This window comes from Streptomyces sp. NPDC026092 (genome assembly GCF_040638605.1).
In the GTDB taxonomy this organism is placed as follows: Bacteria; Actinomycetota; Actinomycetes; order Streptomycetales; family Streptomycetaceae; genus Streptomyces.
On the sequence record NZ_JBEZYN010000004.1, the window covers coordinates 93580 to 116951 of the forward strand.

The 23372-nt window shown below is 68.5% G+C and carries 21 protein-coding genes; 10 read left to right on the forward strand and 11 right to left on the reverse strand.

Going from position 1 to position 23372, the window contains the following annotated elements; translation table 11 throughout:
* The first annotated feature begins 56 nt into the window (after positions 1 to 56).
* Positions 57 to 509, forward strand: a complete 453-nt coding sequence (locus tag AB0F56_RS07690) for a GNAT family N-acetyltransferase (protein WP_362005308.1) — start codon at positions 57 to 59, stop codon at positions 507 to 509.
* 66 nt (positions 510 to 575) lie between these two features.
* Here AB0F56_RS07690 and AB0F56_RS07695 read toward each other — a convergent pair whose 3' ends face one another.
* Positions 576 to 1958 (reverse strand): serine hydrolase domain-containing protein, encoded by a 1383-nt coding sequence (locus tag AB0F56_RS07695; RefSeq protein WP_362005311.1) that lies wholly within the window; start codon positions 1956 to 1958, stop codon positions 576 to 578.
* A 265-nt stretch (positions 1959 to 2223) separates the two neighbouring features.
* On the opposite strand from AB0F56_RS07695, the gene AB0F56_RS07700 reads away from it, so the two are divergent.
* Positions 2224 to 2901, forward strand: a complete 678-nt coding sequence (locus tag AB0F56_RS07700) for a DUF4232 domain-containing protein (RefSeq protein WP_362005314.1) — start codon at positions 2224 to 2226, stop codon at positions 2899 to 2901.
* A 72-nt stretch (positions 2902 to 2973) separates the two neighbouring features.
* Here AB0F56_RS07700 and AB0F56_RS07705 read toward each other — a convergent pair whose 3' ends face one another.
* Together AB0F56_RS07705 and dnaB are read right to left on the reverse strand one after the other, a co-directional pair.
* Positions 2974 to 3477 (reverse strand): HAD domain-containing protein, encoded by a 504-nt coding sequence (locus tag AB0F56_RS07705; RefSeq protein WP_362005317.1) that lies wholly within the window; start codon positions 3475 to 3477, stop codon positions 2974 to 2976.
* Positions 3478 to 3488: 11 nt separating this feature from the next.
* Entirely contained in the window at positions 3489 to 4976 is a 1488-nt protein-coding gene (gene dnaB / locus AB0F56_RS07710; RefSeq protein WP_362005318.1) for a replicative DNA helicase, read from the reverse strand.
* A 424-nt stretch (positions 4977 to 5400) separates the two neighbouring features.
* On the opposite strand from dnaB, the gene AB0F56_RS07715 reads away from it, so the two are divergent.
* On the forward strand, positions 5401 to 6738 hold the full coding sequence (locus tag AB0F56_RS07715) for an MATE family efflux transporter (protein ID WP_362005320.1): 1338 nt from the start codon (positions 5401 to 5403) through the stop codon (positions 6736 to 6738).
* A gap of 89 nt (positions 6739 to 6827) precedes the next feature.
* On the opposite strand, the gene rplI is transcribed toward AB0F56_RS07715, so the two are convergent.
* The 4 genes from rplI to rpsF all read right to left on the reverse strand — a co-directional run bounded on the left by rplI (position 6828) and on the right by rpsF (position 8540).
* Positions 6828 to 7274, reverse strand: a complete 447-nt coding sequence (gene rplI, locus AB0F56_RS07720) for a 50S ribosomal protein L9 (protein WP_158988579.1) — start codon at positions 7272 to 7274, stop codon at positions 6828 to 6830.
* An 18-nt stretch (positions 7275 to 7292) separates the two neighbouring features.
* The gene (gene rpsR, locus AB0F56_RS07725) at positions 7293 to 7529 is read right to left on the reverse strand and encodes a 30S ribosomal protein S18 (protein WP_005315025.1); all 237 of its coding nucleotides are present in this window, start codon (positions 7527 to 7529) and stop codon (positions 7293 to 7295) included.
* A gap of 58 nt (positions 7530 to 7587) precedes the next feature.
* Complete coding sequence (locus AB0F56_RS07730; protein WP_362005323.1) at positions 7588 to 8175, reverse strand: single-stranded DNA-binding protein; 588 nt, start codon at positions 8173 to 8175, stop codon at positions 7588 to 7590.
* Positions 8176 to 8249: 74 nt separating this feature from the next.
* A complete protein-coding gene (gene rpsF / locus AB0F56_RS07735; protein WP_004950685.1) occupies positions 8250 to 8540 on the reverse strand; it encodes a 30S ribosomal protein S6 in 291 nt (96 codons plus the stop codon).
* Positions 8541 to 8825: 285 nt separating this feature from the next.
* Between rpsF and AB0F56_RS07740 the strand changes: the two genes are divergently transcribed.
* From AB0F56_RS07740 to AB0F56_RS07750, 3 genes are all read left to right on the forward strand, one after another.
* Entirely contained in the window at positions 8826 to 9125 is a 300-nt protein-coding gene (locus AB0F56_RS07740) for a hypothetical protein (protein ID WP_362005326.1), read from the forward strand.
* A gap of 128 nt (positions 9126 to 9253) precedes the next feature.
* Entirely contained in the window at positions 9254 to 10372 is a 1119-nt protein-coding gene (locus AB0F56_RS07745) for a peptidoglycan bridge formation glycyltransferase FemA/FemB family protein (RefSeq protein ID WP_362005329.1), read from the forward strand.
* 97 nt (positions 10373 to 10469) lie between these two features.
* Complete coding sequence (locus AB0F56_RS07750; RefSeq protein ID WP_362005331.1) at positions 10470 to 11501, forward strand: alanine racemase; 1032 nt, start codon at positions 10470 to 10472, stop codon at positions 11499 to 11501.
* Here the strand turns inward: AB0F56_RS07750 and AB0F56_RS07755 are convergent.
* The 3 genes from AB0F56_RS07755 to AB0F56_RS07765 all read right to left on the reverse strand — a co-directional run bounded on the left by AB0F56_RS07755 (position 11498) and on the right by AB0F56_RS07765 (position 15697).
* Positions 11498 to 13024 (reverse strand): glycosyltransferase 87 family protein, encoded by a 1527-nt coding sequence (locus AB0F56_RS07755; protein WP_362005334.1) that lies wholly within the window; start codon positions 13022 to 13024, stop codon positions 11498 to 11500. The genes AB0F56_RS07750 and AB0F56_RS07755 overlap by 4 nt on opposite strands.
* A gap of 124 nt (positions 13025 to 13148) precedes the next feature.
* Positions 13149 to 15521 carry a transglycosylase domain-containing protein gene (locus AB0F56_RS07760; protein WP_362006117.1) on the reverse strand — a complete coding sequence of 791 codons (2373 nt, stop codon included), beginning with the start codon at positions 15519 to 15521 and terminating at the stop codon, positions 13149 to 13151.
* Positions 15518 to 15697 (reverse strand): hypothetical protein, encoded by a 180-nt coding sequence (locus AB0F56_RS07765; protein WP_362006191.1) that lies wholly within the window; start codon positions 15695 to 15697, stop codon positions 15518 to 15520. Before AB0F56_RS07765 ends, AB0F56_RS07760 begins: the two co-directional genes overlap by 4 nt.
* Positions 15698 to 16231: 534 nt before the next feature.
* On the opposite strand from AB0F56_RS07765, the gene AB0F56_RS07770 reads away from it, so the two are divergent.
* The 3 genes from AB0F56_RS07770 (at position 16232) to AB0F56_RS07780 (ending at position 19380) form a co-directional block, all read left to right on the forward strand.
* Positions 16232 to 16912, forward strand: coding sequence for a helix-turn-helix transcriptional regulator (locus tag AB0F56_RS07770; RefSeq protein ID WP_362005335.1), 681 nt, complete (start codon positions 16232 to 16234; stop codon positions 16910 to 16912).
* Positions 16913 to 16960: 48 nt separating this feature from the next.
* The gene (locus AB0F56_RS07775; protein ID WP_362005338.1) at positions 16961 to 18043 is read left to right on the forward strand and encodes an inositol-3-phosphate synthase; all 1083 of its coding nucleotides are present in this window, start codon (positions 16961 to 16963) and stop codon (positions 18041 to 18043) included.
* 77 nt (positions 18044 to 18120) lie between these two features.
* Entirely contained in the window at positions 18121 to 19380 is a 1260-nt protein-coding gene (locus AB0F56_RS07780; RefSeq protein WP_362005341.1) for an MFS transporter, read from the forward strand.
* A gap of 73 nt (positions 19381 to 19453) precedes the next feature.
* Here the strand turns inward: AB0F56_RS07780 and AB0F56_RS07785 are convergent, their stop codons facing one another.
* Positions 19454 to 20896, reverse strand: coding sequence for a CCA tRNA nucleotidyltransferase (locus AB0F56_RS07785; RefSeq protein WP_362005344.1), 1443 nt, complete (start codon positions 20894 to 20896; stop codon positions 19454 to 19456).
* 181 nt (positions 20897 to 21077) lie between these two features.
* Between AB0F56_RS07785 and AB0F56_RS07790 the strand changes: the two genes are divergently transcribed.
* Entirely contained in the window at positions 21078 to 23366 is a 2289-nt protein-coding gene (locus AB0F56_RS07790) for a DUF6049 family protein (RefSeq protein WP_362005346.1), read from the forward strand.
* Positions 23367 to 23372 lie beyond the last annotated feature (6 nt).

Here is a 23372-nt window from a genome sequence, read left to right on the forward strand (position 1 = left end):
CCCGACCGACACCTCTTCCCGTCGACCGACGGGCGGCGAGGCGTACGCTGCGCCCCATGAGCGATCTTGAGATACGGCCCGCCACCACGGACGACCTGCCGGACATCGTCGCGATGCTCGCCGACGACCCCCTCGGCGCCCAGCGGGAGTCCCCCGACGACCTCACTCCGTACACTGCCGCGTTCGAGCGGCTGGCCCAGGACCCCCATCAGCACCTGGTGGTGGCCGTGCGCGGGGCCATGGTGGTCGGCACGCTCCAGCTCACCGTCATCCCCGGACTCTCCCGTCGCGGATCCACACGGTCGGTCATCGAAGGCGTGCGGATCCACGCACAGGAGCGGGGCAGCGGCCTGGGAACGCAGCTCATCGAGTGGGCCATCGAGGAGTCCCGCCGCCAGGACTGCCAACTCGTCCAGCTGACCTCCGACACCACGCGCACGGATGCCCACCGCTTCTACGAGCGGCTCGGGTTCGAGGCCACCCATCTGGGCTTCAAGATGAACCTCTGACCCTGGACGGGCCGTAGCGCCGGGGATGTGATGCTCGGCCTCGGTGTTTCACGTGAAACATCCGACTCAGAGGCCGCGCCACCCCGCTTCGTCCACTCCCCCCGGTACGGCGTCACCCTGCTCGTACGGCTCGCGTGTGAAGACGAAGGACCCCAGGTCGAGATGGCTCACCGAGCCGTCCGATCGCCGCACCGCCCGGAGGGTCTCGCCCAGGTAGTAGCCGTTGAGGCCGACCCAGCCCCCCTTGGGCAGGGCCCGGAACGTCGCGCGCCGCCCAGGACCGCGCAGTGGTTCGAGGGTCACACTCCGATCCGGCCCGAGACGCAGCCCGAACACGTGAGTCCCCCAGTACCAGGGGCCGGTCAGCTCCAGCAGCTCCTGGTCCACCTCCGCCGCGGGGAGCGGCCGCCAGGGCTCGGGGAAGCGGGGCTCGGCCTCCGCCACGATCTGTACGAGTTCACCGGCTACGGCCGCCATGGACGGCCCGGACGTGGCGTTGGCGAGCGTGACCGCCGCGACCCCGTCCTCGACGCTCACCCAGAGGCACGCGACGAAGCCCGGCAGCGATCCGGTGTGGCCGATCAGCATCCGGTCGTCCCAGCGCAGCAGTTGGACGCCCAGACCGTAGCCCCCCTCCTTGTCCCCGGCCCCGGGTGCCACCGCCGGCGTACGCATCTCCGCGACCGAGGCGGCGCCGAGAACCCGGTCGTCGCCCTGGGCGAGGAAGCCGGCGAAGCGGCAGAGGTCCTCGGCCGTCGACCAGAGCTGGCCGGCGGGCGCCATCAGCCCGAGGTCCTCGGAGGGCTCGGGGAGCATCACGTCGGCCCACGGGTGCACGGCCCAGCCACCGGCGTACGGGGCGACCGGCTGCACGCTCGTCCGGGTCAGGCCCAGCGGCTCCAGGATCTCGCCGCGCAGCGCCTCCTCCCAGGAGACCCCGCGCACCGCCTCGACCAGCGAACCGAGCAGCGTGTACCCGGGGTTGGAGTAGTGGAAGTGACGCCCCACCGGGTGACGGAACGCCTCCTCGCCGAGGACATCGGCCAACTCGGGCCGTACCGCACCCGGTGTCCGCTCCCACCACGGCGCCGGGGCCTCCGCCGCGAGCCCGGAGCTGTGCCCGAGGAGTTGAGCGATGGTCACCTCACCGACGCCCGTGCCCGAAAGGTGCTTCTCCAGCGGGTCGTTCAGGTCGAGCAGCCCCTCGTCGCGGAGGCGCATCACCAGGACGGCGGTGAACACCTTGGTGAGGGAGCCGATCCGGTACTGCGTGTCGGCGTCCGGGTCGTGCCCGTCGACACAGCTGCGGGCTCCGCTCCACACCATCTTCCCGTCACGGGCGACGGCTCCGACGAACGAGGGCGCGCGGCCCTCGGACTGAGCGACGGCGATGCGGTGCAGCAGGGCGCGTTCGGTACTGGGAAGCAGAGCTTCGGAGGGTGAGGTCATGAACCGATCCAACGCCGAGTGCGGTCGAGAGTCGACAACATTTCCCGTCGCATGCCGATCCCTTCACACCGAAGGGCTCCACCGCATCCCATCACCACGTCCCAGGCAACGACATCCCCGCAGGTCAGACCCTCCTTGGCATCCCAACGTCCCTGATGCCTCGCCACCGCTTGCCCCCACCTTCCTGGAACGGATTCTCTGTAGCCGAGCCGGACGGGAACGCCGACCGGCCGCGGATCACACCAGTCTCAGCACGGGGGAACCCATGAAGCTCACGCACGCCACCAAGACGCTCCTCGCCGGCCTCACGCTCGTCAGCACCCTCTCCCTGACCGCCTGCAACGGCGACACCACCCCCTCGAAGGCAACGCCGGCAACCTCCTCCTCCAGCACGTCGACGACCCCCACGGGCGACTCGGCCAAGCCCTCACCCACCACCACGGCTTCGGGCAGCAGCACCGGTGGGGCGAGCAAGGGCGGCACCACCGCAGGCAACGGTTCGACCACCGGTTCGACCGGCAACTCTGCCGGGATCTGCCGGAGCGACGAGCTGGAGGTCACCGCGGTCGACAACACGATCGGCCAGGACGAGGAGGGCGTCGTCACCGTCCAGTTCAAGAACGGCGGCGGCCGTGACTGCACCATCAAGGGCTTCGCCGGTGTCGACCTCAAGACGGCGGCGGGCGACACCGTGTCAGTGCCCCGCAACGGCGACAAGCCCCGCTCGGCGGTCATCAAGAACGGCGAGTCCGCCGCCTTCAACATCATGTTCCCGGTCAACACGAGCGGCGGCTCGGGCATCCGCGTGTCGAAGCTCCTGGTCACGCCTCCGAACGAGACGAAGACCATCACCCTCGACTGGCCAGCGGGCACCCTCCCGGTGGACAACCACGACGCCCCGAAGCACACCCTCGAGATCACGCCCCTCGGCAAGGTCGGCTGACCCCTCCACCCACCCCCTGCGGCCGGCAACGCCCGGTCACAGGGGGCTGCGGCGCTTCTCGCCGACCGAGTGTCAGAACGCCTGCCCCAGCCACGCCTCAAGCACGGCGAAGTCGCCGTCGGTCAGCCCGCGCCGAGGGTCGACACGATGGAGCAGGGCGCGACCCGGGTGATGGTCGGCGACCCAGGCCCGATCAACATCGGTGACCTCGTCGTCGACCCAGACGAACGGCCGCCTCGCAGCCCACGCAACGATGCCCCGCGTCTTCCAATGCAGTCCGTTCCGCTCGTCCTCCGCATCGACGGCGGACGGCTCCGGCCAGTCCACAACGGCCAGCGGTGGAAGACCGATCCGAGGCGCCACGCACTCGTTCGCGTCGGCCATCCAGGTCGTAGCCCAGACCACCTCGCACGGCAGCGCCGCCAGCCGGGGCCCGTGCGCAGGATTGATCCTGATCAAGAGCGGATTCGTGCTCGCGTCGAGCGGTTCAGGACCCATCGGATAGGTCGGATGGGCTTCCGCGCCGAACGGGATCAGCGGCCCATCGACATCGAGAAACAGGAGAGGAACCCGCACAGGGGGAACCGTCACGTCTGTGCCATGTCCACGAAGCGGGAGTAGTGGCCCTGGAAGGCGACCGTGATCGTCGCCGTCGGGCCGTTACGGTGCTTGCCGACGATGATGTCCGCCTCGCCCGCGCGTGGTGACTCCTTCTCGTAGGCGTCCTCGCGGTGCAGCAGGATGACCATGTCCGCGTCCTGCTCGATCGAGCCGGATTCACGGAGGTCGGAGACCATCGGCTTCTTGTCGGTGCGCTGCTCGGGGCCACGGTTCAGCTGGGAGAGCGCGATCACCGGCAGTTCGAGCTCCTTCGCCAGGAGCTTGAGGTTTCGCGACATGTCCGAGACTTCCTGCTGCCGGCTCTCGGACCGCTTGGAACCGCCGGACTGCATCAGCTGCAGATAGTCGATGACCACGAGCTTGAGCCCGGCGCGCTGCTTGAGCCGGCGGCACTTCGCACGGATCTCCATCATCGACAGGTTCGGGGAGTCGTCGATGTACAGCGGGGCCTGGGAGACGTCCGGCATGCGTCGCGCGAGCCGGGTCCAGTCCTCGTCGGTCATGGTGCCGGAGCGCATGTGGTGCAGGGCGACCCGGGCCTCCGCCGAGAGCAGGCGCATCGCGATCTCGTTGCGGCCCATTTCGAGGGAGAAGATGACGCTGGGGAGGTTGTGCTTGATGGAGCAGGCCCGCGCGAAGTCCAGGGCGAGCGTCGACTTACCCATGGCGGGTCGGGCCGCGATGATGATCATCTGGCCCGGGTGCAGCCCGTTGGTGAGCTGGTCGAGATCGGTGAAGCCGGTCGGCACACCGGTCATCTCGCCGCTGCGCGAGCCGATCGCCTCGATCTCGTCGAGCGCGCCCTCCATGATGTCGCCGAGCGGCAGATAGTCCTCGGTCGTGCGCTGCTCGGTGACCGCGTAGATCTCGGCCTGCGCCGAGTTCACGATCTCGTCGACATCGCCGTCGGCCGCGTATCCCATCTGCGTGATCTTGGTGCCGGCCTCCACGAGACGGCGCAGCACGGCGCGCTCGTGGACGATCTCCGCGTAGTACGCCGCGTTGGCCGCGGTCGGCACGGACTGGACGAGCGTGTGCAGATACGAGGCGCCGCCGACGCGGGTGATCTCGCCGCGCTTGGTGAGCTCCGCGCCGACCGTGATCGGGTCGGCCGGCTCCCCCTTCGCATACAGGTCGAGGATGGCCGCGTAGACCGTCTCGTGGGCGGGCTTGTAGAAGTCGTGGCCCTTGATGATCTCCACGACGTCCGCGATGGCGTCCTTGGAGAGCAGCATGCCGCCGAGGACGGACTGCTCGGCGTCGAGGTCCTGCGGAGGGACCCGCTCGAAGCCGGTCAGGCCGCCGTCCCACGGACCGCTGTCGCTGCCCCGGTCGTGCTGGTCGTCACGGCCCCGTCCACGCCCACGGCCCTCGCCGCGGGGGCGGGCGACGGGGAGCCGCTCACTCGGTCCGCTGTCGGCCCAGGGGTCGTCCAAGGGCTCGGGAATGCTCACCCAGCCACCTCTTCCCGTCCGCTCCGCGGACCTCGCCGTGCCACTCTTTCTTACGCCACGGCTCTGACAAACAAGAGGCTTTGACTCCGCTTCTGGCGCGTCGGGCGCCGGACCACGGTAGGCCCGCGGGCACCGTCAGCCAATCTGGTTATCCACAGGGCCTGTGGGTGAACGACCAGATGCTGTGGAGAACCCCGCCGAACCTGTGCACGGACCGGGGGACAGTCATGTGGACAAACTCATAGCGGACCCCACAGCACCGCTCTGACCTGGATGTTTTCCATCCACGGGCTGTGGGGGAGAAAAACTTTTCCTTCCGGATCAAGATCAGAACAAACGGCGCACACCCGAGGCCGCACACCGCACTCAGGTAAGGATCACAGGTGCATTGCATCTCTTACCTGTGGAAGATTAGATTTGATCCATGACCCAGGCTCCCCCGACCCCCAAAGCCGTCCGTCGGCAGCACGACCGTGAGATCGTCTCCCTCGCGCTGCCGGCCTTCGGCGCACTCGTCGCCGAGCCACTCTTCCTCATGGTCGACAGTGCCATTGTCGGCCATCTCGGCACGCCCCAACTCGCCGGTCTCGCCATCGCCGCCGCTCTGCTCACCACGGCCGTCAGCGTCTTCGTCTTCCTCGCCTACGCGACCACGGCCGCTGTGGCCCGCCGCGTAGGAGCCGGTGACCTCAAGGCGGCCATCCGGCAGGGCATGGACGGCATCTGGCTCGCGCTCCTCCTCGGAGCCGCGGTCGTCGCCGCCACGCTGCCCACGGCCCCCTGGCTGGTCGACATCTTCGGGGCCTCCGACACAGCCGCCCCGTACGCCATCACGTATCTGCGGATCTCCATCCTGGGCATCCCCGCCATGCTCGTGGTCCTGGCCGCCACCGGTGTCCTCCGCGGCCTCCAGGACACCCGCACACCGCTGTACGTGGCCATCGGCGGCTTCACCGCCAACGCGCTCCTCAACGTGGGCCTCGTGTACGGCGCCGGAATGGGCATCGCGGGCTCGGCCTGGGGCACGGTCATCGCCCAGTTCGCCATGGCCGCCGCGTACCTCGTCGTGGTCGTCAGGGGAGCACGGCGCCACGGCGCCTCCCTGCGCCCCGACGCGGCCGGCATACGCACCAGCGCCCAGGCGGGCGTCCCCCTTCTCGTCCGTACGCTCTCCCTGCGCGCGGTCCTGATGATCGCCACCGCCGTCGCGGCCCGCATGGGCGATGCCGAGGTCGCCGCTCACCAGATCATCCTGTCCCTGTGGAGCCTGATGGCCTTCGCGCTGGACGCGATCGCCATCGCCGGCCAGGCCATCATCGGCCGGTACCTCGGCGCCGACGACGCCGACGGGGCCAGACAGGTCTGCCGCCGCATGGTCCAGTGGGGTGCGGTGTCCGGCGTCGTCCTGGGCGCACTCCTCATCCTGGCCCGGCCACTCTTCATCCCGCTCTTCACCGGCGACACGATGGTCCAGGACACCCTGCTCCCGGCCCTGCTCGTCGTCGCGGTCTCCCAGCCGATCGCCGGAGTGGTCTTCGTCCTGGACGGCGTCCTGATGGGCGCGGGCGACGGTCCATATCTGGCCTGGGCCATGCTGCTCACCCTCGCCGTCTTCGCTCCGGTCGCACTCCTCGTCCCCGCTCTCGGCGGCGGGCTGACGGCGCTCTGGTGGGCGATGACGCTGATGATGACCGTCCGCCTGCTGACCCTCTGGCTGCGCTCGCGCTCCGGCCACTGGATCGTCACCGGTGCCACGCGGTGAATGTTTCACGTGAAACGCCGTGTTTCACGTGAAACGGCGGAAGGGCCGCACCCGAGGGGTGCGGCCCTTCCGTACTGCTGAGAGCAGCGTTACGCGGCGACGACCTCGACGCCGAGCTTCGCGGCAACCTCGGGGTGCAGACGCACAGACACCTGGTGCGAGCCCAGGGTCTTGATCGGCGAACCGAGCTCGACGCGACGCTTGTCAACGTCGGGGCCACCCGCGGACTTGATCGCCGTGGCGATGTCGGCCGGGGTCACGGAGCCGAAGAGGCGGCCGGCGTCGCCGGAGCGAACGGCCAGACGCACCTTCACGCCCTCGAGCCGGGCCTTGATCTCGTTGGCCTGCTCGATGGTCGCGATCTCGTGGATCTTGCGGGCGCGGCGAATCTGCGCCACGTCCTTCTCGCCACCCTTGGTCCAGCGGATCGCGAAACCACGCGGGACCAGGTAGTTGCGAGCGTATCCGTCCTTGACGTCGACGACATCGCCGGCGGCACCGAGGCCAGAGACCTCGTGGGTGAGGATGATCTTCATTTTTCGGTCACCCTTCCCTTATCGCGCGGTGGACGTGTAGGGCAGCAGCGCCATCTCACGGCTGTTCTTCACGGCCGTGGCGACGTCACGCTGGTGCTGCGTGCAGTTGCCGGTCACGCGGCGGGCACGGATCTTGCCGCGGTCGGAAATGAACTTCCGCAGCATGTTCGTGTCCTTGTAGTCCACGTACGCGGTCTTGTCCTTGCAGAACGCGCAGACCTTCTTCTTAGGCTTGCGCACAGGCGGCTTCGCCATGGTGTTTCTCCTGTGTGATCAAGAAGTTTGGGTACGAGCTGCCTTCGAGGGGAGTGCCCTAGAAGGGGGGCTCGTCCGAGTAGCCGCCGCCGCTGGAGTTTCCACCCCAGCTGCCTCCGCCGCCCTGCTGCTGGCCGCCGCCGGCCGGCGCGCTGGTCGCCCAGGGGTCGTCGGCGGGAGCACCGCCACCACCCTGCTGGGCACCGCCGGAGTTTCCACCCCAGCTGCCACCGCCGCCGCCCTGCTGCTGACCGCCGCCGTAGCCACCCTGGCCACCGCGACCGGTGGTCTTGGTGACCTTGGCCGTGGCGTTCTTGAGGCTGGGGCCGACTTCCTCGACGTCCAGCTCGTAGACCGTGCGCTTCACGCCCTCGCGGTCCTCATAGGACCGCTGCTTCAGACGGCCCTGCACGACGACACGCATGCCGCGCTGGAGGGACTCGGCGACGTTCTCCGCCGCCTGACGCCAGACCGAGCAGGTCAGGAACAGGCTCTCGCCGTCCTTCCACTCATTGGTCTGACGGTCGAAGGTGCGGGGGGTGGACGCGATACGGAACTTCGCGACCGCCGCACCCGACGGGGTGAAGCGCAGCTCGGGGTCGTCGACAAGATTGCCGACGACCGTGATGACGGTCTCGCCTGCCATTGGATGAACCTCTCGGCGGGATTGCTTCTGGCTGCTTGCTGCTACTCGAACCCGATGACTTCTGAGCTAGATGCTCAGTGGGTCTCGGGACGGAGGACCTTGGTCCGGAGGACCGACTCGTTCAGGTTCATCTGTCGGTCGAGCTCCTTGACGACCGCAGGCTCGGCCTGCAGGTCGATGACCGAGTAGATGCCCTCGGGCTTCTTCTTGATCTCGTAGGCGAGACGACGACGGCCCCAGGTGTCGACCTTCTCGACCTTTCCGTTGCCCTCACGGACGACAGAAAGGAAGTTCTCGATCAGCGGGGAGACAGCGCGCTCCTCGAGATCGGGGTCGAGGATGACCATCACCTCGTAGTGACGCATGTGGAACCCACCTCCTTTGGACTCAGCGGCCACGGTCGTTCCGTGGCAGGAGGGTCGTGATGCGTAAGCAACGGTATCGGCCGCCACTGACAATCACCCTCGACGAGCGAGGGAGACCGTCGGGGTCCGGGAGGGACCTGGGCAGACACCGGTGCAGACCGTACAGAGTACCCGCACACCGGCTTCCGGTTGAAATCCACTGGTGAGGGGACGCAATCTGTACACAACGGATGTCGGCGGCGCTACCATGCGCCGCCGTCCGGCAGGCACGCCAGGAGGTGCCCCATGGCACAGGCAATGCAACCCGACCCCGGACACTCCCTCCTCGCCACCGACGGCAAGCCTCACGTCCTCCAGGACACCCTGGTGGCGGTGACGCTCGTGCTCGGCGCGGTGGCCTTCATCACCGCGATGTTCCACCACCTGCACGTGCTGAGCTCCTGGGCAGGGCTGCTCGGGATCCTCACGGGTGCCTTCGGACAGTTCATCTCCGTGACGACCCGGGAGCGCTTCGCGCTGATCGTCGGGCTCGGCGCCTCGGCGGTGGGCTTCTACCTCGGCATGTTCTTCGGCGGCCTCGTCTGAGGCGTCCGGCTCGCACGCCGGCCCGAGGGACACACGTCCCATCGGGGCGCTCCCCGGTCACAGTAGGCTTCGGCGCGAGAGCCGGAGCCCCTGACCGATGGGGACACACCTGCCGAGGAGCGCCCCGCATGAGCCTGACCCTGAGGACCATCAGCCGTGAGCAGCATCTGGCATTCATCCAGAGCCAGCCCGCGGCGAGCCACTGCCAGGTCCCGGCGTGGGCTGATGTGAAGACCGAGTGGCGCTCGGAGAACCTGGGTTGGTTCGACAAGTCCGGCGAACTCGTCGGCACGGGCCTGGTCCTGTACCGCCAGCTGCCGAAGATCAAGCGCTACTTGGCGTATCTCCCCGAGGGCCCGGTCATCAACTGGTACGCCCCGAACCTCGACGACTGGCTGCAGCCGATGCTCGCGCATCTCAAGCAGCAGGGCGCCTTCTCCGTGAAGATGGGCCCGCCGGTCGTCATCCGGCGCTGGGACTCCGCCGCCATCAAGTCCGGCATCCAGGACCCGGACGTGAAGCGTCTGAAGGACGTCGAGGCCACGCACATCGAGCCGCGTGCCTTCGAAGTCGCCGACCGGCTGCGGAAGATGGGCTGGCAGCAGGCCGAGGACGGCGGCGCCGGCTTCGGTGACGTCCAGCCCCGCTATGTCTTCCAGGTGCCGCTGGCGAACCGTTCGCTCGACGACGTCCTCAAGGGCTTCAACCAGCTGTGGCGCCGCAACATCAAGAAGGCCGACAAGGCCGGTGTCGAGGTCGTCCAGGGCGGCTACGAGGACCTCGCCGAGTGGCAGCGGCTGTACGAGATCACGGCCGTCCGCGACCACTTCCGCCCGCGCCCGCTCTCGTACTTCCAGCGCATGTGGACCGTCCTCAACAACGAGGACCCCAACCGCATGCGGCTGTACTTCGCCCGCCACGACGGCGTGAACCTCTCCGCGGCGACCATGCTCGTCGTCGGCGGTCACGTCTGGTACTCGTACGGAGCATCCGACAACATCGGCCGTGAGGTCCGGCCCTCGAACGCGATGCAGTGGCGGATGCTGCGCGACGCCTACGCGATGGGCGCGACCGTCTACGACCTCCGCGGCATCTCCGACTCGCTCGACGAGACCGATCACCTCTTCGGCCTCATCCAGTTCAAGGTCGGCACGGGCGGCGAGGCCGTGGAGTACGTCGGCGAGTGGGACTTCCCGCTCAACAAGCTCCTGCACAAGGCGCTCGACATCTACATGTCGCGCCGCTGACGGCCCGGGCGTCCCGCCCGTAAAGTCGTACGTAATCTCGTAGGTCTCGTACATACCTTTGATACACCGCAGCCACCAGAAAGGTTCCGGGCCGGCCATGGCGCTCTCCCTCTACGTCGACACCGCTCGTTGGCGGGCGCACCAGAAGTCCGTGATCGACCAGTTCCCCGGCCTGATCCCGGTCTGCAAGGGCAATGGCTACGGCTTCGGCCACGAACGGCTGGCCGACGAGGTCACCCGGTTCGGCTCGGACATGCTGGCCGTGGGCACCACGTACGAGGCCGCGAAGATCAAGGACTGGTTCGGCGGCGACCTGCTCGTCCTCACCCCGTTCCGGCGGGGCGAGGAGCCGGTGCCGCTGCCGGACCGGGTGATCCGCTCCGTGTCGTCCGTGGACGGCGTGCACGCCCTCGTGGGCGCCCGTGTGGTCATCGAGTGCATGAGCTCGATGAAGCGCCACGGCATCCTCGAAGAGGACCTGGGACGGCTGCACGCGGCCATCGAGGACGTCCGGCTGGAGGGCTTCGCCCTCCACCTGCCCCTGGACCGCACCGACGGCACCGACGCGGTCGAGGAGGTCATCGGCTGGATGGACCGGCTGCGGGCCGCCCGCCTGCCGCTGCACACCATGTTCGTCAGCCACCTGCGGGCGGAGGAGCAGGCCCGGCTCCAGCAGCAGTTCCCGCAGACCCGGTTCCGCGCCCGGATCGGCACCCGGCTCTGGCTGGGCGACCACGAGGCCACCGAGTACCGGGGCTCCGTCCTGGACGTCACCCGTGTGGCCAAAGGCGACCGCTTCGGCTACCGCCAGCAGAAGGCGGCCTCCGACGGCTGGCTGGTGGTCGTGGCGGGCGGTACGTCGCACGGTGTGGGCCTCGAGGCCCCCAAGGCGATGCACGGCGTCATGCCGCGCGCCAAGGGCGTGGCCCGCGCCGGCCTGGCGACCGTGAACCGGAACCTCTCCCCGTTCGTCTGGGCCGGCAAGCAGCGCTGGTTCGCCGAGCCCCCGCACATGCAGGTGTCGATCCTGTTCGTGCCGTCCGACGCCCAGGAGCCGAAGGTCGGCGACGAGCTGGTGGCCCACCTGCGGCACACCACCACGCAGTTCGACCGCCTCGTCGAGCGCTAGGACCTGCCGGACGGCCCCTGGCCGCCCTCCCCCTGGGGTACTCCCCACTGCACGCGCGGCCCCTCCATCGCCGGGGCGACCGCGTGCCGGGCGGGGTGGGCCGCCCTGCCGCGTACGAAGACGTCCTCGGCGCCGTCCAGGACGCCTCCGGAGGGGTCGTCCGAGCCGTCCTGCCGGACCACGTCCCGTTCGGGCGCCAGGATGTCGCGTACGACCATGACGCACAGGTACAGCGTGCCGAGCAGGTGCAGGACGATCGCGAAGTGGTAGCCGTCCGTCGGCAGCCCCTGCTTGTTGCCGCTGGTCGTGAAGGCCAGGTACATCCAGATGCCGAGGAAGTACATGACCTCGCACGCCTGCCAGATGAGGAAGTCCCGCCAGCGCGGCCGCGCGAGCGCCGCGAGGGGGATGAGCCACAGCACGTACTGCGGCGAGTACACCTTGTTGGTCAACACGAACGCGGCCACGATCAGGAACGCGAGCTGCACGAACCGGGGCCTGCGGGGCGCCGTCAGCGCCAGGACGGCGAGGCCCACGCCGACGACCGCCATCAGCAGCATCGTGTAAGTGTTCGCGCTGGCAGGCGTGATCTGCTCACCGGAGCGCTGGCTGATCAGCAGCCAGAGGGAGCCGAAGTCGACGTTCCGCTCTTCGTTGAACGTGTAGAACTGCTTCCACCCCTCGGGCGCGAGCAGCATGACCGGCAGGTTCACCACGAGCCACGCGCCGGCCGCGCCGATCAGCGCCGTACCGAACTCCCGCCACCGCCCCGCGCGCCAGCACAGCAGGAGCACCGGCCAGAGGATCAGGAACGGATAGAACTTGGCGGCGATCGCGAGGCCGAGCAGCACACCGAAGGCGAGCGGGCGGCCGCGTGACCACATGAGCACGGCCACGGACGTCAGCGCCACGGCCAGCAGGTCCCAGTTGATGGTGGCCGTGAGCGCGAACGCGGGGGCCAGGGCCACCAGGAGCGCGTCCCAGGGCCGCCTGCGGTGCGTACGGGCCACGGCGACGGCCATGACGGCCGCGCAGACCATCAGCATGCCCGCGTTGACCATCCAGTAGACCTGCTCGCGGTGCACCAGGTCGCCGCCACCGGGCGTGAGCCAGGCCGCGACCTCCATGAACAGCCCGGTCAGGACCGGGTACTCCAGGAACTCTATGTCGCCGCGCAGCCGGTCGAAGTACGGCACCAGGCCCTCGGAGAACCCGCGTCCGACGAAGAGGTGCGGGATGTCGGAGTAGCAGGCGTGGGTGTACTGGGACGTCGTGCCCCGGAACCAGGCCCAGTCGTAACAGGGGATCTTCTGCACCATGCCGAGCGCAAACATCCCGATGGCCACCAGTGCGATCACCCGCACCGGAGTGAGCGCCCCGCTCCCGAGCAGGGCCCGGCGGCCGATGGGCCCGCCGATCAGTGCGCTGCCCGCCGCGGCGACCTCGTCACGACGGGTGGGGCACACCAGCGCGGGGTCCTGCGGCCGGTCCTGCTGCGGACTCGTCTTGTGGAGGCTCGGCATGGGGGACATCCTGCCGTACCTCCCTGAGAAACGGTGAGGGCCGCCGTACCCGGCGCCGTACATGTGAGTACGGGTCGGATACGACGGCCCTCAAGGCCTTACCGGACGGGTTCCGGCCGCCGGGTCAGTCGCTGCCCAGCCAGCCGTTTCCGCCGCCATTGGGTCTGCCGGTGGCGGTGTCCGTCGGCGTCGGTGACGTCGGTGTCGTCGGGGTCGACGGTGTCCCGGTCGGGCCTCCGTCGTTGCCGCCGTTCTGCCCGCCGTTGTCGTTGCACGGCCAGTCCCACACGTCACAGGTCTTGCCCGGGTCCGGGGTGCCGCTGGGCGTCCGCGACGGCGTCTGCGAGGGGGTCACGGTCGCCGACGGCGTCTGCGACGGGGTCTCCGTCGGAGTCGGGGTCGGGCTGACCGCGCCACCACCGAAGACGGGCTCCGCGTCGAGGTCCTCGGGCTCCGGGAAGGACTCCTTGTCCATGCCGTCCAGCGCGTCGGTCATGTAGTCCTTCCAGATCTGCGAGGGGAAGGACGAACCGTGGATCTTGGGCTGGGCGCCGGTGCCGAACATCGACTCGAACTTGCGACCCTGCTTGGTCTCGTCGTCGTCGAAGCGGTACATGTCGATCGCCGTCGACAGGGTCGGCGTGTAGCCGACGAACCAGGCGGAGTTGTTGCCGTCAGTGGTACCGGTCTTGCCGGCCACGTCCCACCCCGGGATGGCGGCCTTCCGGCCGGTGCCCTTCGGGTTCTCGACGACATCACGCAGGACGTCGGTCACGTTGCTGGCGATCGCCGAGGAGAAGGCGCGCTCGCCCTTCCCCTCGTGCTTGTAGATGGGCGTGCTCCCCTGCTTCACCTCCGTCACCGAGAACGGCTCGAAGCGCTCGCCGTTGTTGGCGAAGGTCGCGTACGCCCCGGCCATGCGGATGGCACTGGGGTCGGAGATACCGAGGGAGAACGAGGGCACATTGGCCTTGACCAGCGAGCTGTCGCGCAGACCGGCCTTGACGGCAGTCTCACGGACCTGGTTGATACCGACGTCCATGCCGAGCTGAACGTAAGGCGAGTTGGCCGAGCGGATCATCGCCTCGCGCAGGCTCATGGGGCCGTAGTTCGCGTCGTCGTCGTTGACCTGCAGCCACTCCTTGCCCTGCTGGTCCTCCCAGATCGTGCCGTCGTAGTTCTTGATCTTCAGCTTGTTCTTGCCGGAGTAGCGGCTCTTGTTCGGGTCGACGATCGTGCGGGTGGACGCGTCCTGTTCCACAGGCCCCTTCGGGTCCCGCACGCCGTACTGCATGGCCGCGGCCAGGACGAACGGCTTGAACGTCGATCCGACCTGCGCACCGGTCTGGTCAGCGTTGTTGGTGAAGTGCTTGGTGGCGTCCGCACCGCCGTAGATGGCGACGATCGCACCCGTCTTCGGGTTGACCGAGGCGCCGCCGAACTGGACGTGCGTGTCCGTCTTCGGCCGCTTCTTCGGGTCGATGTGCTCGTCGTAGACCTTCTTGATGGAGTCTTCGAGCGCCTTGACCTTCTTCTTGTCGAAGGTCGTCTTGATCGTGTACCCGCCCCGGGCGAGCTGCTTCTCGTCCATCCCAGGGTAGTTGTTGATGAAGTTGGCCTTGGCCGTGCTCACCAGATAGCCGATCTGACCGGTCAGCTGGGCGTTCTTCTTCGGCGGCAGCACCGTGGGGAAGGTCGGGTACTTGGCCCGCTCCGCTGCCGGGAGCCGGTTGTCCTTGACCATCTCCCCGAGGATCCAGTTCCAGCGCTCGGTGGCCCGCTCCAGGTTCGCCTTCGGCGTCGCCGCGGGGTCGATCTCGGTGGAGCCCGCGGGGTCGTAGTAGGTCGCGCCCTTGAGGAGCGAAGCGAGGAAGGCACACTCGCTCGGGTTCAAGGCTTTGGAGTCCTTCTGGAAGTACGTCCGGGCCGCGGCCTGGATACCGTACGCACCGCGTCCGTAGTACGCGGTGTTCAGATAGCCCTCCATGATCTCGGGCTTGTCCATCTCCGTACCGACCTTCATGGAGATGAACAGCTCCTTGACCTTGCGGGACAAGGTCTGCGACTGGTCGTTGAGCAGGCTGTTCTTGACATACTGCTGGGTGATGGTCGAGCCACCCTGCGTCTGACCACCCTTGGCCATGTTCCAGACGGCGCGCCCGATGCCCATCGGGTCGATGCCCTTGTCCGCGTAGAACGTCTTGTTCTCCGCCGAGATCACCGCGTTCTGCATCGCCTCGGGAATCTCGCCGATGCCCACGATCTGCCGGTTGACCTCGCCACCGGTCGCGGCCATCTGGGACCCGTCGGACCAGAGGTAGACGTTGTTCTGCGCCGTGGCGGCCTCGTCGACCTTCGGAATGACCACCTGGGAGTACGCGAAAGTCGCCGCACCCATCAGAAGGCCGAGGAACGCCAGACACAGACCCGAGACGAGCTTCCACGACGGCACCCAGCGGCGCCAGCCGTACTTGTTGTGGCGCGGGTAGTCGATCAGCCGCTTCTTGCCGGGCGGACGGCCACCACCACGGCCACGACCCGGGCCACCGTCCTGTCCGCCGCTCCCGCCGCCGCGCCGGCCACCACCGTGACCGCCGTGACCGCCCGCGCCGCCGTCGGGTGCACGTCGTCGGCCACCGCGCTGGGCAGCGCGGCGAGCCTCGGCACGCCCAACGTAGGGGCGCTCCTCTTCTCCGTACCCCGACGAAGGGGAGCCGGTGCTGGCGTCCCGTCCCTGGGCCGACCTGCGGCCCGTGGGCTGCTGGGCGGCGCGCCGGGCCGCCGCGCGGCCGCCACTCGGCGGCTGCGACTGCGGCATTTTGCGACGATGCTCGCTCATCGAACGACTACTCCTCGGGCAGGCGCGTACGCCTGGAAGCGGCAGTTGAGTTCCGGTCCCCCCGAAATGCGCACGGCCGGACCTCATCGGAGGCCCCTCCGTTCCGCAGCCGATCACCCAGAGCACTGACGCCCTGGGGCGTCGCGCGGTTCCCGGTGGTCTGCATGCCGCAAGACTACGCACGGCCAAAACCCACCTAGGGCCGAAGTTCACCCCAAATCAGGCAAGTCGATTGCTGTGAATTGACGATGTGACGCCGGTCACCGTGGCCCCACTTGTCGCAGCAGTTCGGCCGTTCTATCGTCTGGATGTATCGAGTCGATACATCAGTACGGCATAGGGCACCCGCCAGCAGAGGAGGGCGACGGATGAGCAGACGCTCGGGGATCCTCGAGTTCGCCGTCCTCGGCCTGCTCCGTGAAGCGCCGATGCACGGGTACGAGCTGCGGAAGCGGCTCAATACGTCGCTGGGCATCTTCCGGGCGTTCAGCTACGGGACTCTCTACCCGTGCCTCAAGACGCTCGTCGCAAGCGGGTGGTTGATCGAAGAGCCGGGCAGCGCCCCCGAGGACGCTCTCGCCGCTTCACTCGCAGGACGCCGCGCCAAGATCGTCTACCGGTTGACGGCCGAAGGTAAGGAGCACTTCGAGGAGCTCCTCTCCCACACCGGCCCGGACACCTGGGAGGACGAACACTTCGCCGCCCGCTTCGCCTTCTTCGGTCAGACCGAGCGCGAAGTGCGGATGCGAGTACTGGAAGGCCGCCGCAGTCGGCTGGAGGAGCGCCTGGAGAAGATGCGCGCCTCTCTGGCTCGCACGCGCGAACGCCTCGACGACTACACACTTGAGCTGCAGCGCCACGGAATGGAGTCCGTGGAGCGCGAAGTGCGCTGGCTGAACGAGCTCATCGAGAGCGAGCGGGCGGGACGGGATCAGCGATCCGGCCCCGACGCCCCCGCTCAGCACGGCAACGAATCTGGAGAAACGGGCGGCCTGCCCCGGCACGGGGGCAGTACCCGGCCGGATCCGTCCGACGACACCGCCAAGTGAATCCCTGCATCCCGCAGGGCTTCCACGATCACACAGGGAGCAACCGGAATGGGTTCGGTTCGCGTAGCCATCGTCGGCGTGGGCAACTGCGCCGCCTCGCTGGTTCAGGGCGTCGAGTACTACAAGGACGCCGACCCGGCGGCCAAGGTGCCCGGCCTGATGCACGTCCAGTTCGGCGACTACCACGTCGGTGACGTCGAGTTCGTCGCCGCCTTCGACGTCGACGCCAAGAAGGTCGGTCTCGACCTCTCGGACGCCATCGGCGCCAGCGAGAACAACACCATCAAGATCTGCGACGTCCCGAACACGGGCGTCACGGTCCAGCGCGGCCACACCCTGGACGGGCTCGGCAAGTACTACCGCATGACGATCGAGGAGTCCGCCGAGACCCCCGTCGACGTCGTGCAGGTCCTCAAGGACAAGCAGGTCGACGTGCTCGTCTGCTACCTGCCCGTGGGCTCCGAGGACGCCGCGAAGTTCTACGCGCAGTGCGCCATCGACGCCAAGGTCGCCTTCGTCAACGCCCTCCCGGTCTTCATCGCCGGCACCAAGGAGTGGGCGGACAAGTTCACCGAGGCCGGTGTCCCGATCGTCGGTGACGACATCAAGTCCCAGGTCGGCGCCACCATCACGCACCGCGTGATGGCGAAGCTGTTCGAGGACCGCGGTGTCCGTCTTGAGCGCACCATGCAGCTCAACGTCGGCGGCAACATGGACTTCAAGAACATGCTCGAGCGCGACCGCCTCGAGTCGAAGAAGATCTCGAAGACCCAGGCCGTGACCTCGCAGATCCCCGACCGCGAGCTGGGCGAGAAGAACGTCCACATCGGCCCGTCGGACTACGTGGCCTGGCTGGACGACCGCAAGTGGGCGTACGTCCGCCTCGAGGGCCGTGCCTTCGGTGACGTTCCGCTGAACCTGGAGTACAAGCTCGAGGTCTGGGACTCCCCGAACTCGGCCGGCGTCATCATCGACGCGCTGCGCGCCGCGAAGATCGCCAAGGACCGGGGCATCGGTGGCCCGATCCTCTCCGCGTCCTCGTACTTCATGAAGTCCCCGCCGGTGCAGTACTTCGACGACGAGGCCTTCGCCAACGTCGAGAAGTTCATCAAGGGCGAGGTCGAGCGCTAAGGCGCTGATCCACTTCGTCGATAGAGGGTCCCCGGTCATTCGCCCGGGGGCCCTCTTCGTATGTGAGTCTTGCTGCCATGCCCGTCGTACGTGATCTGCGCGTACTCCTGCGCCTGACGAACTTCCGCCGTCTCCTCGCCGTCCGCCTGCTCTCCCAGTGCGCCGACGGCGTCTACCAGGTGGCGCTGGCCACGTACGTCGTCTTCTCCCCCGAGAAGGAGACCTCTCCCGCGGCCATCGCCTCGGCCATGGCCGTGCTGCTCCTGCCGTACTCCCTCGTCGGCCCCTTCGCCGGCGTGCTCCTGGACCGCTGGCAGCGACGCCAGGTCTTCCTGTACGGAAACCTGCTGCGGACCCTCCTCGCCTGCAGCACGGCCGTACTGATGCTGGCTTCCGTGCCCGACTGGCTCTTCTACGCCTCCGCCCTGTCGGTGACGGCCGTCAACCGCTTCGTCCTCGCCGGGCTCTCGGCGGCGCTGCCACGGGTCGTGGACGACGAGCGGCTGGTCGTCGCCAATTCCCTCTCCCCGACCGCCGGCACCGTGGCCGCGACCGTGGGCGGTGGCCTCGCCTTCGGGATCCGGCTCCTCTCCGAGGACTCCGACTCCGCGGTCGTCCTCTTCGGCGCTCTCCTCTATCTCTGCTCCGCGCTGGCCTCCCTGCGGATGCCCCGTGACCTCCTGGGCCCCGACCCCGAGGTGGTCCAGCCCCGACTGGGCGCCGCCCTCGCCTCGACGGCCCGTGGCCTCGTGGACGGGCTGCGCCATCTGGCCGAGCGGCGGCCCGCGGCCCGTGCGCTGGCAGCGGTGACGCTGATGCGCTTCTGCTACGGGGCCCTCACGGTGACCGTGCTCATGCTCTGCCGCTACGCCTGGAGCTCCACGGAGTCCGAAGGGCTCGCGCTGCTGGGGCTCGCCGTCGCCGCATCCGGAGCCGGATTCTTCGTGGCCGCCCTCGTCTCCCCGTGGGCGATCGGACGGCTCGGCCCCTTCGGCTGGATGACCGCCTGCGCGGCCTCGGCAGCCGTTCTGGAGCCGGCGCTGGGGCTGCCGTTCGCGCAGACCCCTCTGCTGATCGCGGCCTTCCTCCTCGGGCTCGTCACCCAAGGCGCCAAGATCGCCACGGACACGGTCGTCCAGATGTCCGTCGACGACGCCTACCGCGGTCGGGTCTTCGCTCTCTACGACACGCTCTTCAACGTCGCCTTCGTGGGCGCGGCCGCCGTAGCGGCACTCATGCTGCCCCCCGACGGCCGGTCGGTCCCCGTCGTCGTGATGGTCGCCGTGGTGTACGCCTCGATCGCTCTGATGCTGGGCCGCCGACTGAAGAAGGGGTGATGTTTCACGTGAAACATCACCCCTCCCTCGCTCGGCCTCGTCGATGTTTCACGTGAAACATCGACGGCGCGACTCAGCTCTGAGTCGCCCACCACTCCTTGAGCGCCGCGACGGCCGCCTCGTGCTCCATCGGCCCGTTCTCCAGACGCAGCTCCAGCAGGAACTTGTACGCCTGCCCGACAGCCGGGCCGGGACGGATACCGAGGATCTCCTGAATCTGGTTGCCGTCCAGGTCGGGGCGGATCGAGTCCAGCTCCTCCTGCTCCTGGAGCTGCGCGATCCGCTCTTCCAGTCCGTCATAGGCACGCGACAGCGCACCCGCCTTGCGCTTGTTCCGCGTGGTGCAGTCCGAGCGGGTCAGCTTGTGGAGACGCGAGAGAAGAGGGCCGGCGTCCCGCACATAGCGGCGGACAGCGGAGTCGGTCCACTCGCCGGTCCCGTATCCGTGGAAGCGCAGGTGCAGCTCCACCAGGCGCGAAACGTCCTTGATCATCTCGTTCGAGTACTTCAGGGCCGTCATGCGCTTCTTCGTCATCTTCGCTCCGACCACCTCGTGGTGGTGGAACGAGACACGGCCGTCCTTCTCGAAGCGACGAGTACGCGGCTTGCCGATGTCGTGCAGGAGCGCGGCAAGGCGCAGCACCAGGTCCGGCCCGTCCTCCTCCAGGTCGATCGCCTGGTCGAGGACGGTCAGGGAGTGCTCGTAGACGTCCTTGTGCCGGTGGTGCTCGTCACTCTCGAGCCGCAGCCCCGGCAGTTCCGGCAGCACGTAGGCAGCGAGGCCGGTGTCGACGAGCAGGCCCAGTCCCTTGCGGGGGTGGGCGGAGAGCAGCAGCTTGTTGAGTTCCTCACGGATCCGCTCGGCCGAGACGATCTCCAGCCGGCCGGCCATCTCCGTCATCGCGGTGACGACCTCGGGGGCCACCTCGAAGTCGAGCTGGGCCGCGAAGCGGGCGGCGCGCATCATGCGCAGCGGGTCGTCCGAGAACGACTCCTCGGGCGTCCCAGGGGTACGCAGGACCCGTGCGGCGAGGTCGTCGAGGCCGCCGTGCGGGTCGATGAAGTCCTTCTCCGGCAGGGCCACGGCCATGGCGTTGACGGTGAAGTCACGCCGGACGAGGTCTTCCTCGATGGAGTCGCCGTAGGACACCTCGGGCTTGCGCGAGGTGCGGTCGTACGCCTCCGAGCGGTACGTCGTCACCTCGATCTGGTAGCCGCTCTTCTGGCAGCCGACCGTACCGAAGGCGATCCCGACCTCCCAGACCGCGTCGGCCCAGGGGCGGACGATCTTGAGGACGTCCTCCGGCCGGGCGTCCGTCGTGAAGTCGAGATCATTGCCGAGCCGTCCGAGCAACGCGTCCCGCACCGAGCCGCCGACCAGCGCGAGGCTGAACCCTGCCTCCTGGAATCGGACGGCGAGGTCGTCGGCGACAGGGGAGACGCGCAGCAGTTCACTGACCGCGCGGCGTTGCACCTGGCTCAGTGCAGTCGGGGTGTCTTCGTTGGCGTTCGGCACAACAGAAAAGGGTACGTGCCCCGGCCCAGGGCAGCGTCCCCGTTTTCCCACGGACCGACCGCCTTGTCCCCATCGGCTGGAGCAGTCCCCGGCACTTGCCCCCGGCGTGCCTCGTTACCATGCCTGGACACAGCAACGGGGAACCACCGACACCACTGATACGACGAGGACGGGCGAACGCGTGGCCGAGGCGGCAGACATCCAGGGGACCCTTCCCTCACCTGCCCGTCGGTGGCTGCGGCGGACGGCGTCCTTCCTTGCCGGGGCACCGCTGCTCGCCGGGCTCCTTCAGGGTGCCGTCGCCCCGCCGGCCGTCGCCGCCGAGGACGCCACCGGCTCACGAACCGTCGATGTGTCTCTCGACACGCTCTCCCCGACCGCACCGGTGGAGGGTGACACGGTCACGCTCTCCGGGACGGTCACCAACGAGGGCAAGCAGACCGTGACCGACGCCACGGTGAACGTGCGGGTCGGCCCCCGGATGACCAGCCGGAGCGAGATCGAGCAGGTCTCCGGCCGTACCGGCTACCGGCCCGGGAGCGACCCCGCCGCCCTCGGCGGTGCCTACACGGTCAAGATCCCCCGGCTGGCGGCCGGGCTCAGCAAGGAGTTCAAGCTCTCCGTCCCCGTCGACAAGCTCGGCCTCGACGACGACGGCGTCTACCAGCTGGGCGTCTCCCTCTCCGGTCAGACCTCCTCACAGCCCGGGCAGCACGTGCTCGGTATCGAACGCACCTTCCTGCCCTACCAGCCCGAGGCCACCGAGAAGAAGACCCAGCTCACCTACCTCTGGCCGCTGATCTCCTCGGCCCATGTGTCGGCCGAGACCGGCACTGACGACCAGCAGACGCCGGTCTTCGAGAACGACGATCTGGCCGCCGAGCTCGCCCCCGGTGGACGCCTGGACCACATGGTCACGCTGGGCAAGGAACTCCCCGTGACCTGGGTGATCGACCCAGACCTACTGGCCACAGTCGACGCCATGACGAAGAGCTACGAGGTCAAGAACGGCACGGCCACGGTGCCCGGCAAGAACCAGGCCGTCGCCAAGCGGTGGCTGGACGCGCTGCAGAAGGCCGTCGTGGGACGCAAGGTCGTCGCCCTGCCGTTCGCCGACCCGGACATCGCCTCGCTCGCCCACCGCGGCAAGGACGTCCCCGGCTCGCTGAGCCACCTCCAGCCGGCGACGGAGCTGGCCGGGACGACGGTGGAGACCGTCCTCCACGTCAAGCCGTCCACCGACTTCTCCTGGCCCGTGGACGGGGCCGTCGACCCCTCGATCATGGATGTCGCGACCTCGGCAGGCGCCCACAAGGTGATCGCCCGCAGCGACAGCTTCCAGGACGACCTCCCGTACACACCGACGGCGGCCCGCCCCATCGGCGGTGGCACCACGGCCGTCGTCAGCGACGCCTACCTCTCGACGGCCTTCGAGGGCGACATGCTCCCCGCCGGGAACGCCACCCTCGCCGTCCAGGAGTTCCTCGCCCAGTCGCTCGCGGTCACCCTGGAACAGCCCGAGCAGCAGCGCAGCATCGTGGTCGCCCCCCAGCGGATCCCGACCACGTCGCAGGCGCAGACCATGGCGACCGCGCTGCGCGGACTGGCGGCCAAGCGCTGGACGGAGCCCCTCGATCTGATCGCGGCAGCCTCGGTCAAGCCGGACCCCGATGCCAGCACCAAGGTGCCGAGCACGTCCCGCTATCCGCAGCAGCTGCGGAAGCAGGAGCTTCCCGTCGAGGCCTTCCGCGACATGAAGGACACCCGGGCGGATCTGGACGACTTCAAGGTCATCCTCACCCAGCCCGACCGCGTGGTGACCCCCTTCGGCAACGCGATCAGCCGCGAGATGTCCACCTCCTGGCGTGGCCAGGCCCCCGCGGCCTCGCTGTACCGGATCAGGGTGCACGAGTACCTCGAGAGCCTCACGCGCGAGGTGCAGCTGGTCGAGAAGTCGGACCTCACGCTCTCCGGCCGCAGCGCCACCATCCCGGTGACCGTCCAGAACAAGCTGCTGCAGGGCGTGGACGACCTCGTGCTGAGGCTGACGTCCGAGAACAAGGCCCGCCTGAAGTTCGAAGGCGGCAAGGAGGTCTCCGAGCTCCCGGTCAAGATCGGCGCCGGGCACAGCCAGTCCGTGAAGTTCGACGCCTCGGCCAACGCCAACGGGCCGGTGCCCATGACGGCCCAGCTGTTCACCAAGGACGGCACGCCGTACGGCCAGCCCATGCGGTTCACCGTGAAGGTCTCCGAGATCACCCCGACCGTGATGCTCGTCATCGCCGGCGGAGTGCTGCTCCTGGTCCTCGCCGGAGCCAGGATGTACACCCAGCGCAAGCGCGCGGCCGCGAAGAACACCGAAGCGGAGGCCGCGGAGGAGGACGATCCCGGGCAGCCGAGTGACCCGGCGCCGGACACCGCCCACGAAAGCGGCGACCCGTCCGGCCCGGGTGAGAAAGTGGACCGTTGAGCGATG

Coding starts and splice junctions, on each gene's coding strand:
- AB0F56_RS07700 (WP_362005314.1), top strand. CDS start 2,224: ATGAAGCTCACGCACGCCACCAAGACGCTCCTCGCCGGCCTCACGCTC.
- rpsF (WP_004950685.1), bottom strand. CDS start 8,540: ATGCGTCACTACGAGGTGATGGTCATCCTCGACCCCGATCTCGAGGAG.
- AB0F56_RS07755 (WP_362005334.1), bottom strand. CDS start 13,024: ATGCCGAGCCTCCACAAGACGAGTCCGCAGCAGGACCGGCCGCAGGAC.
- AB0F56_RS07695 (WP_362005311.1), bottom strand. CDS start 1,958: ATGACCTCACCCTCCGAAGCTCTGCTTCCCAGTACCGAACGCGCCCTG.
- rpsR (WP_005315025.1), bottom strand. CDS start 7,529: ATGGCGAAGCCGCCTGTGCGCAAGCCTAAGAAGAAGGTCTGCGCGTTC.
- AB0F56_RS07770 (WP_362005335.1), top strand. CDS start 16,232: ATGAGCAGACGCTCGGGGATCCTCGAGTTCGCCGTCCTCGGCCTGCTC.
- AB0F56_RS07745 (WP_362005329.1), top strand. CDS start 9,254: ATGAGCCTGACCCTGAGGACCATCAGCCGTGAGCAGCATCTGGCATTC.
- AB0F56_RS07780 (WP_362005341.1), top strand. CDS start 18,121: ATGCCCGTCGTACGTGATCTGCGCGTACTCCTGCGCCTGACGAACTTC.
- AB0F56_RS07690 (WP_362005308.1), top strand. CDS start 57: ATGAGCGATCTTGAGATACGGCCCGCCACCACGGACGACCTGCCGGAC.
- AB0F56_RS07730 (WP_362005323.1), bottom strand. CDS start 8,175: ATGGCAGGCGAGACCGTCATCACGGTCGTCGGCAATCTTGTCGACGAC.
- AB0F56_RS07775 (WP_362005338.1), top strand. CDS start 16,961: ATGGGTTCGGTTCGCGTAGCCATCGTCGGCGTGGGCAACTGCGCCGCC.
- AB0F56_RS07750 (WP_362005331.1), top strand. CDS start 10,470: ATGGCGCTCTCCCTCTACGTCGACACCGCTCGTTGGCGGGCGCACCAG.
- rplI (WP_158988579.1), bottom strand. CDS start 7,274: ATGAAGATCATCCTCACCCACGAGGTCTCTGGCCTCGGTGCCGCCGGC.
- AB0F56_RS07740 (WP_362005326.1), top strand. CDS start 8,826: ATGGCACAGGCAATGCAACCCGACCCCGGACACTCCCTCCTCGCCACC.
- AB0F56_RS07715 (WP_362005320.1), top strand. CDS start 5,401: ATGACCCAGGCTCCCCCGACCCCCAAAGCCGTCCGTCGGCAGCACGAC.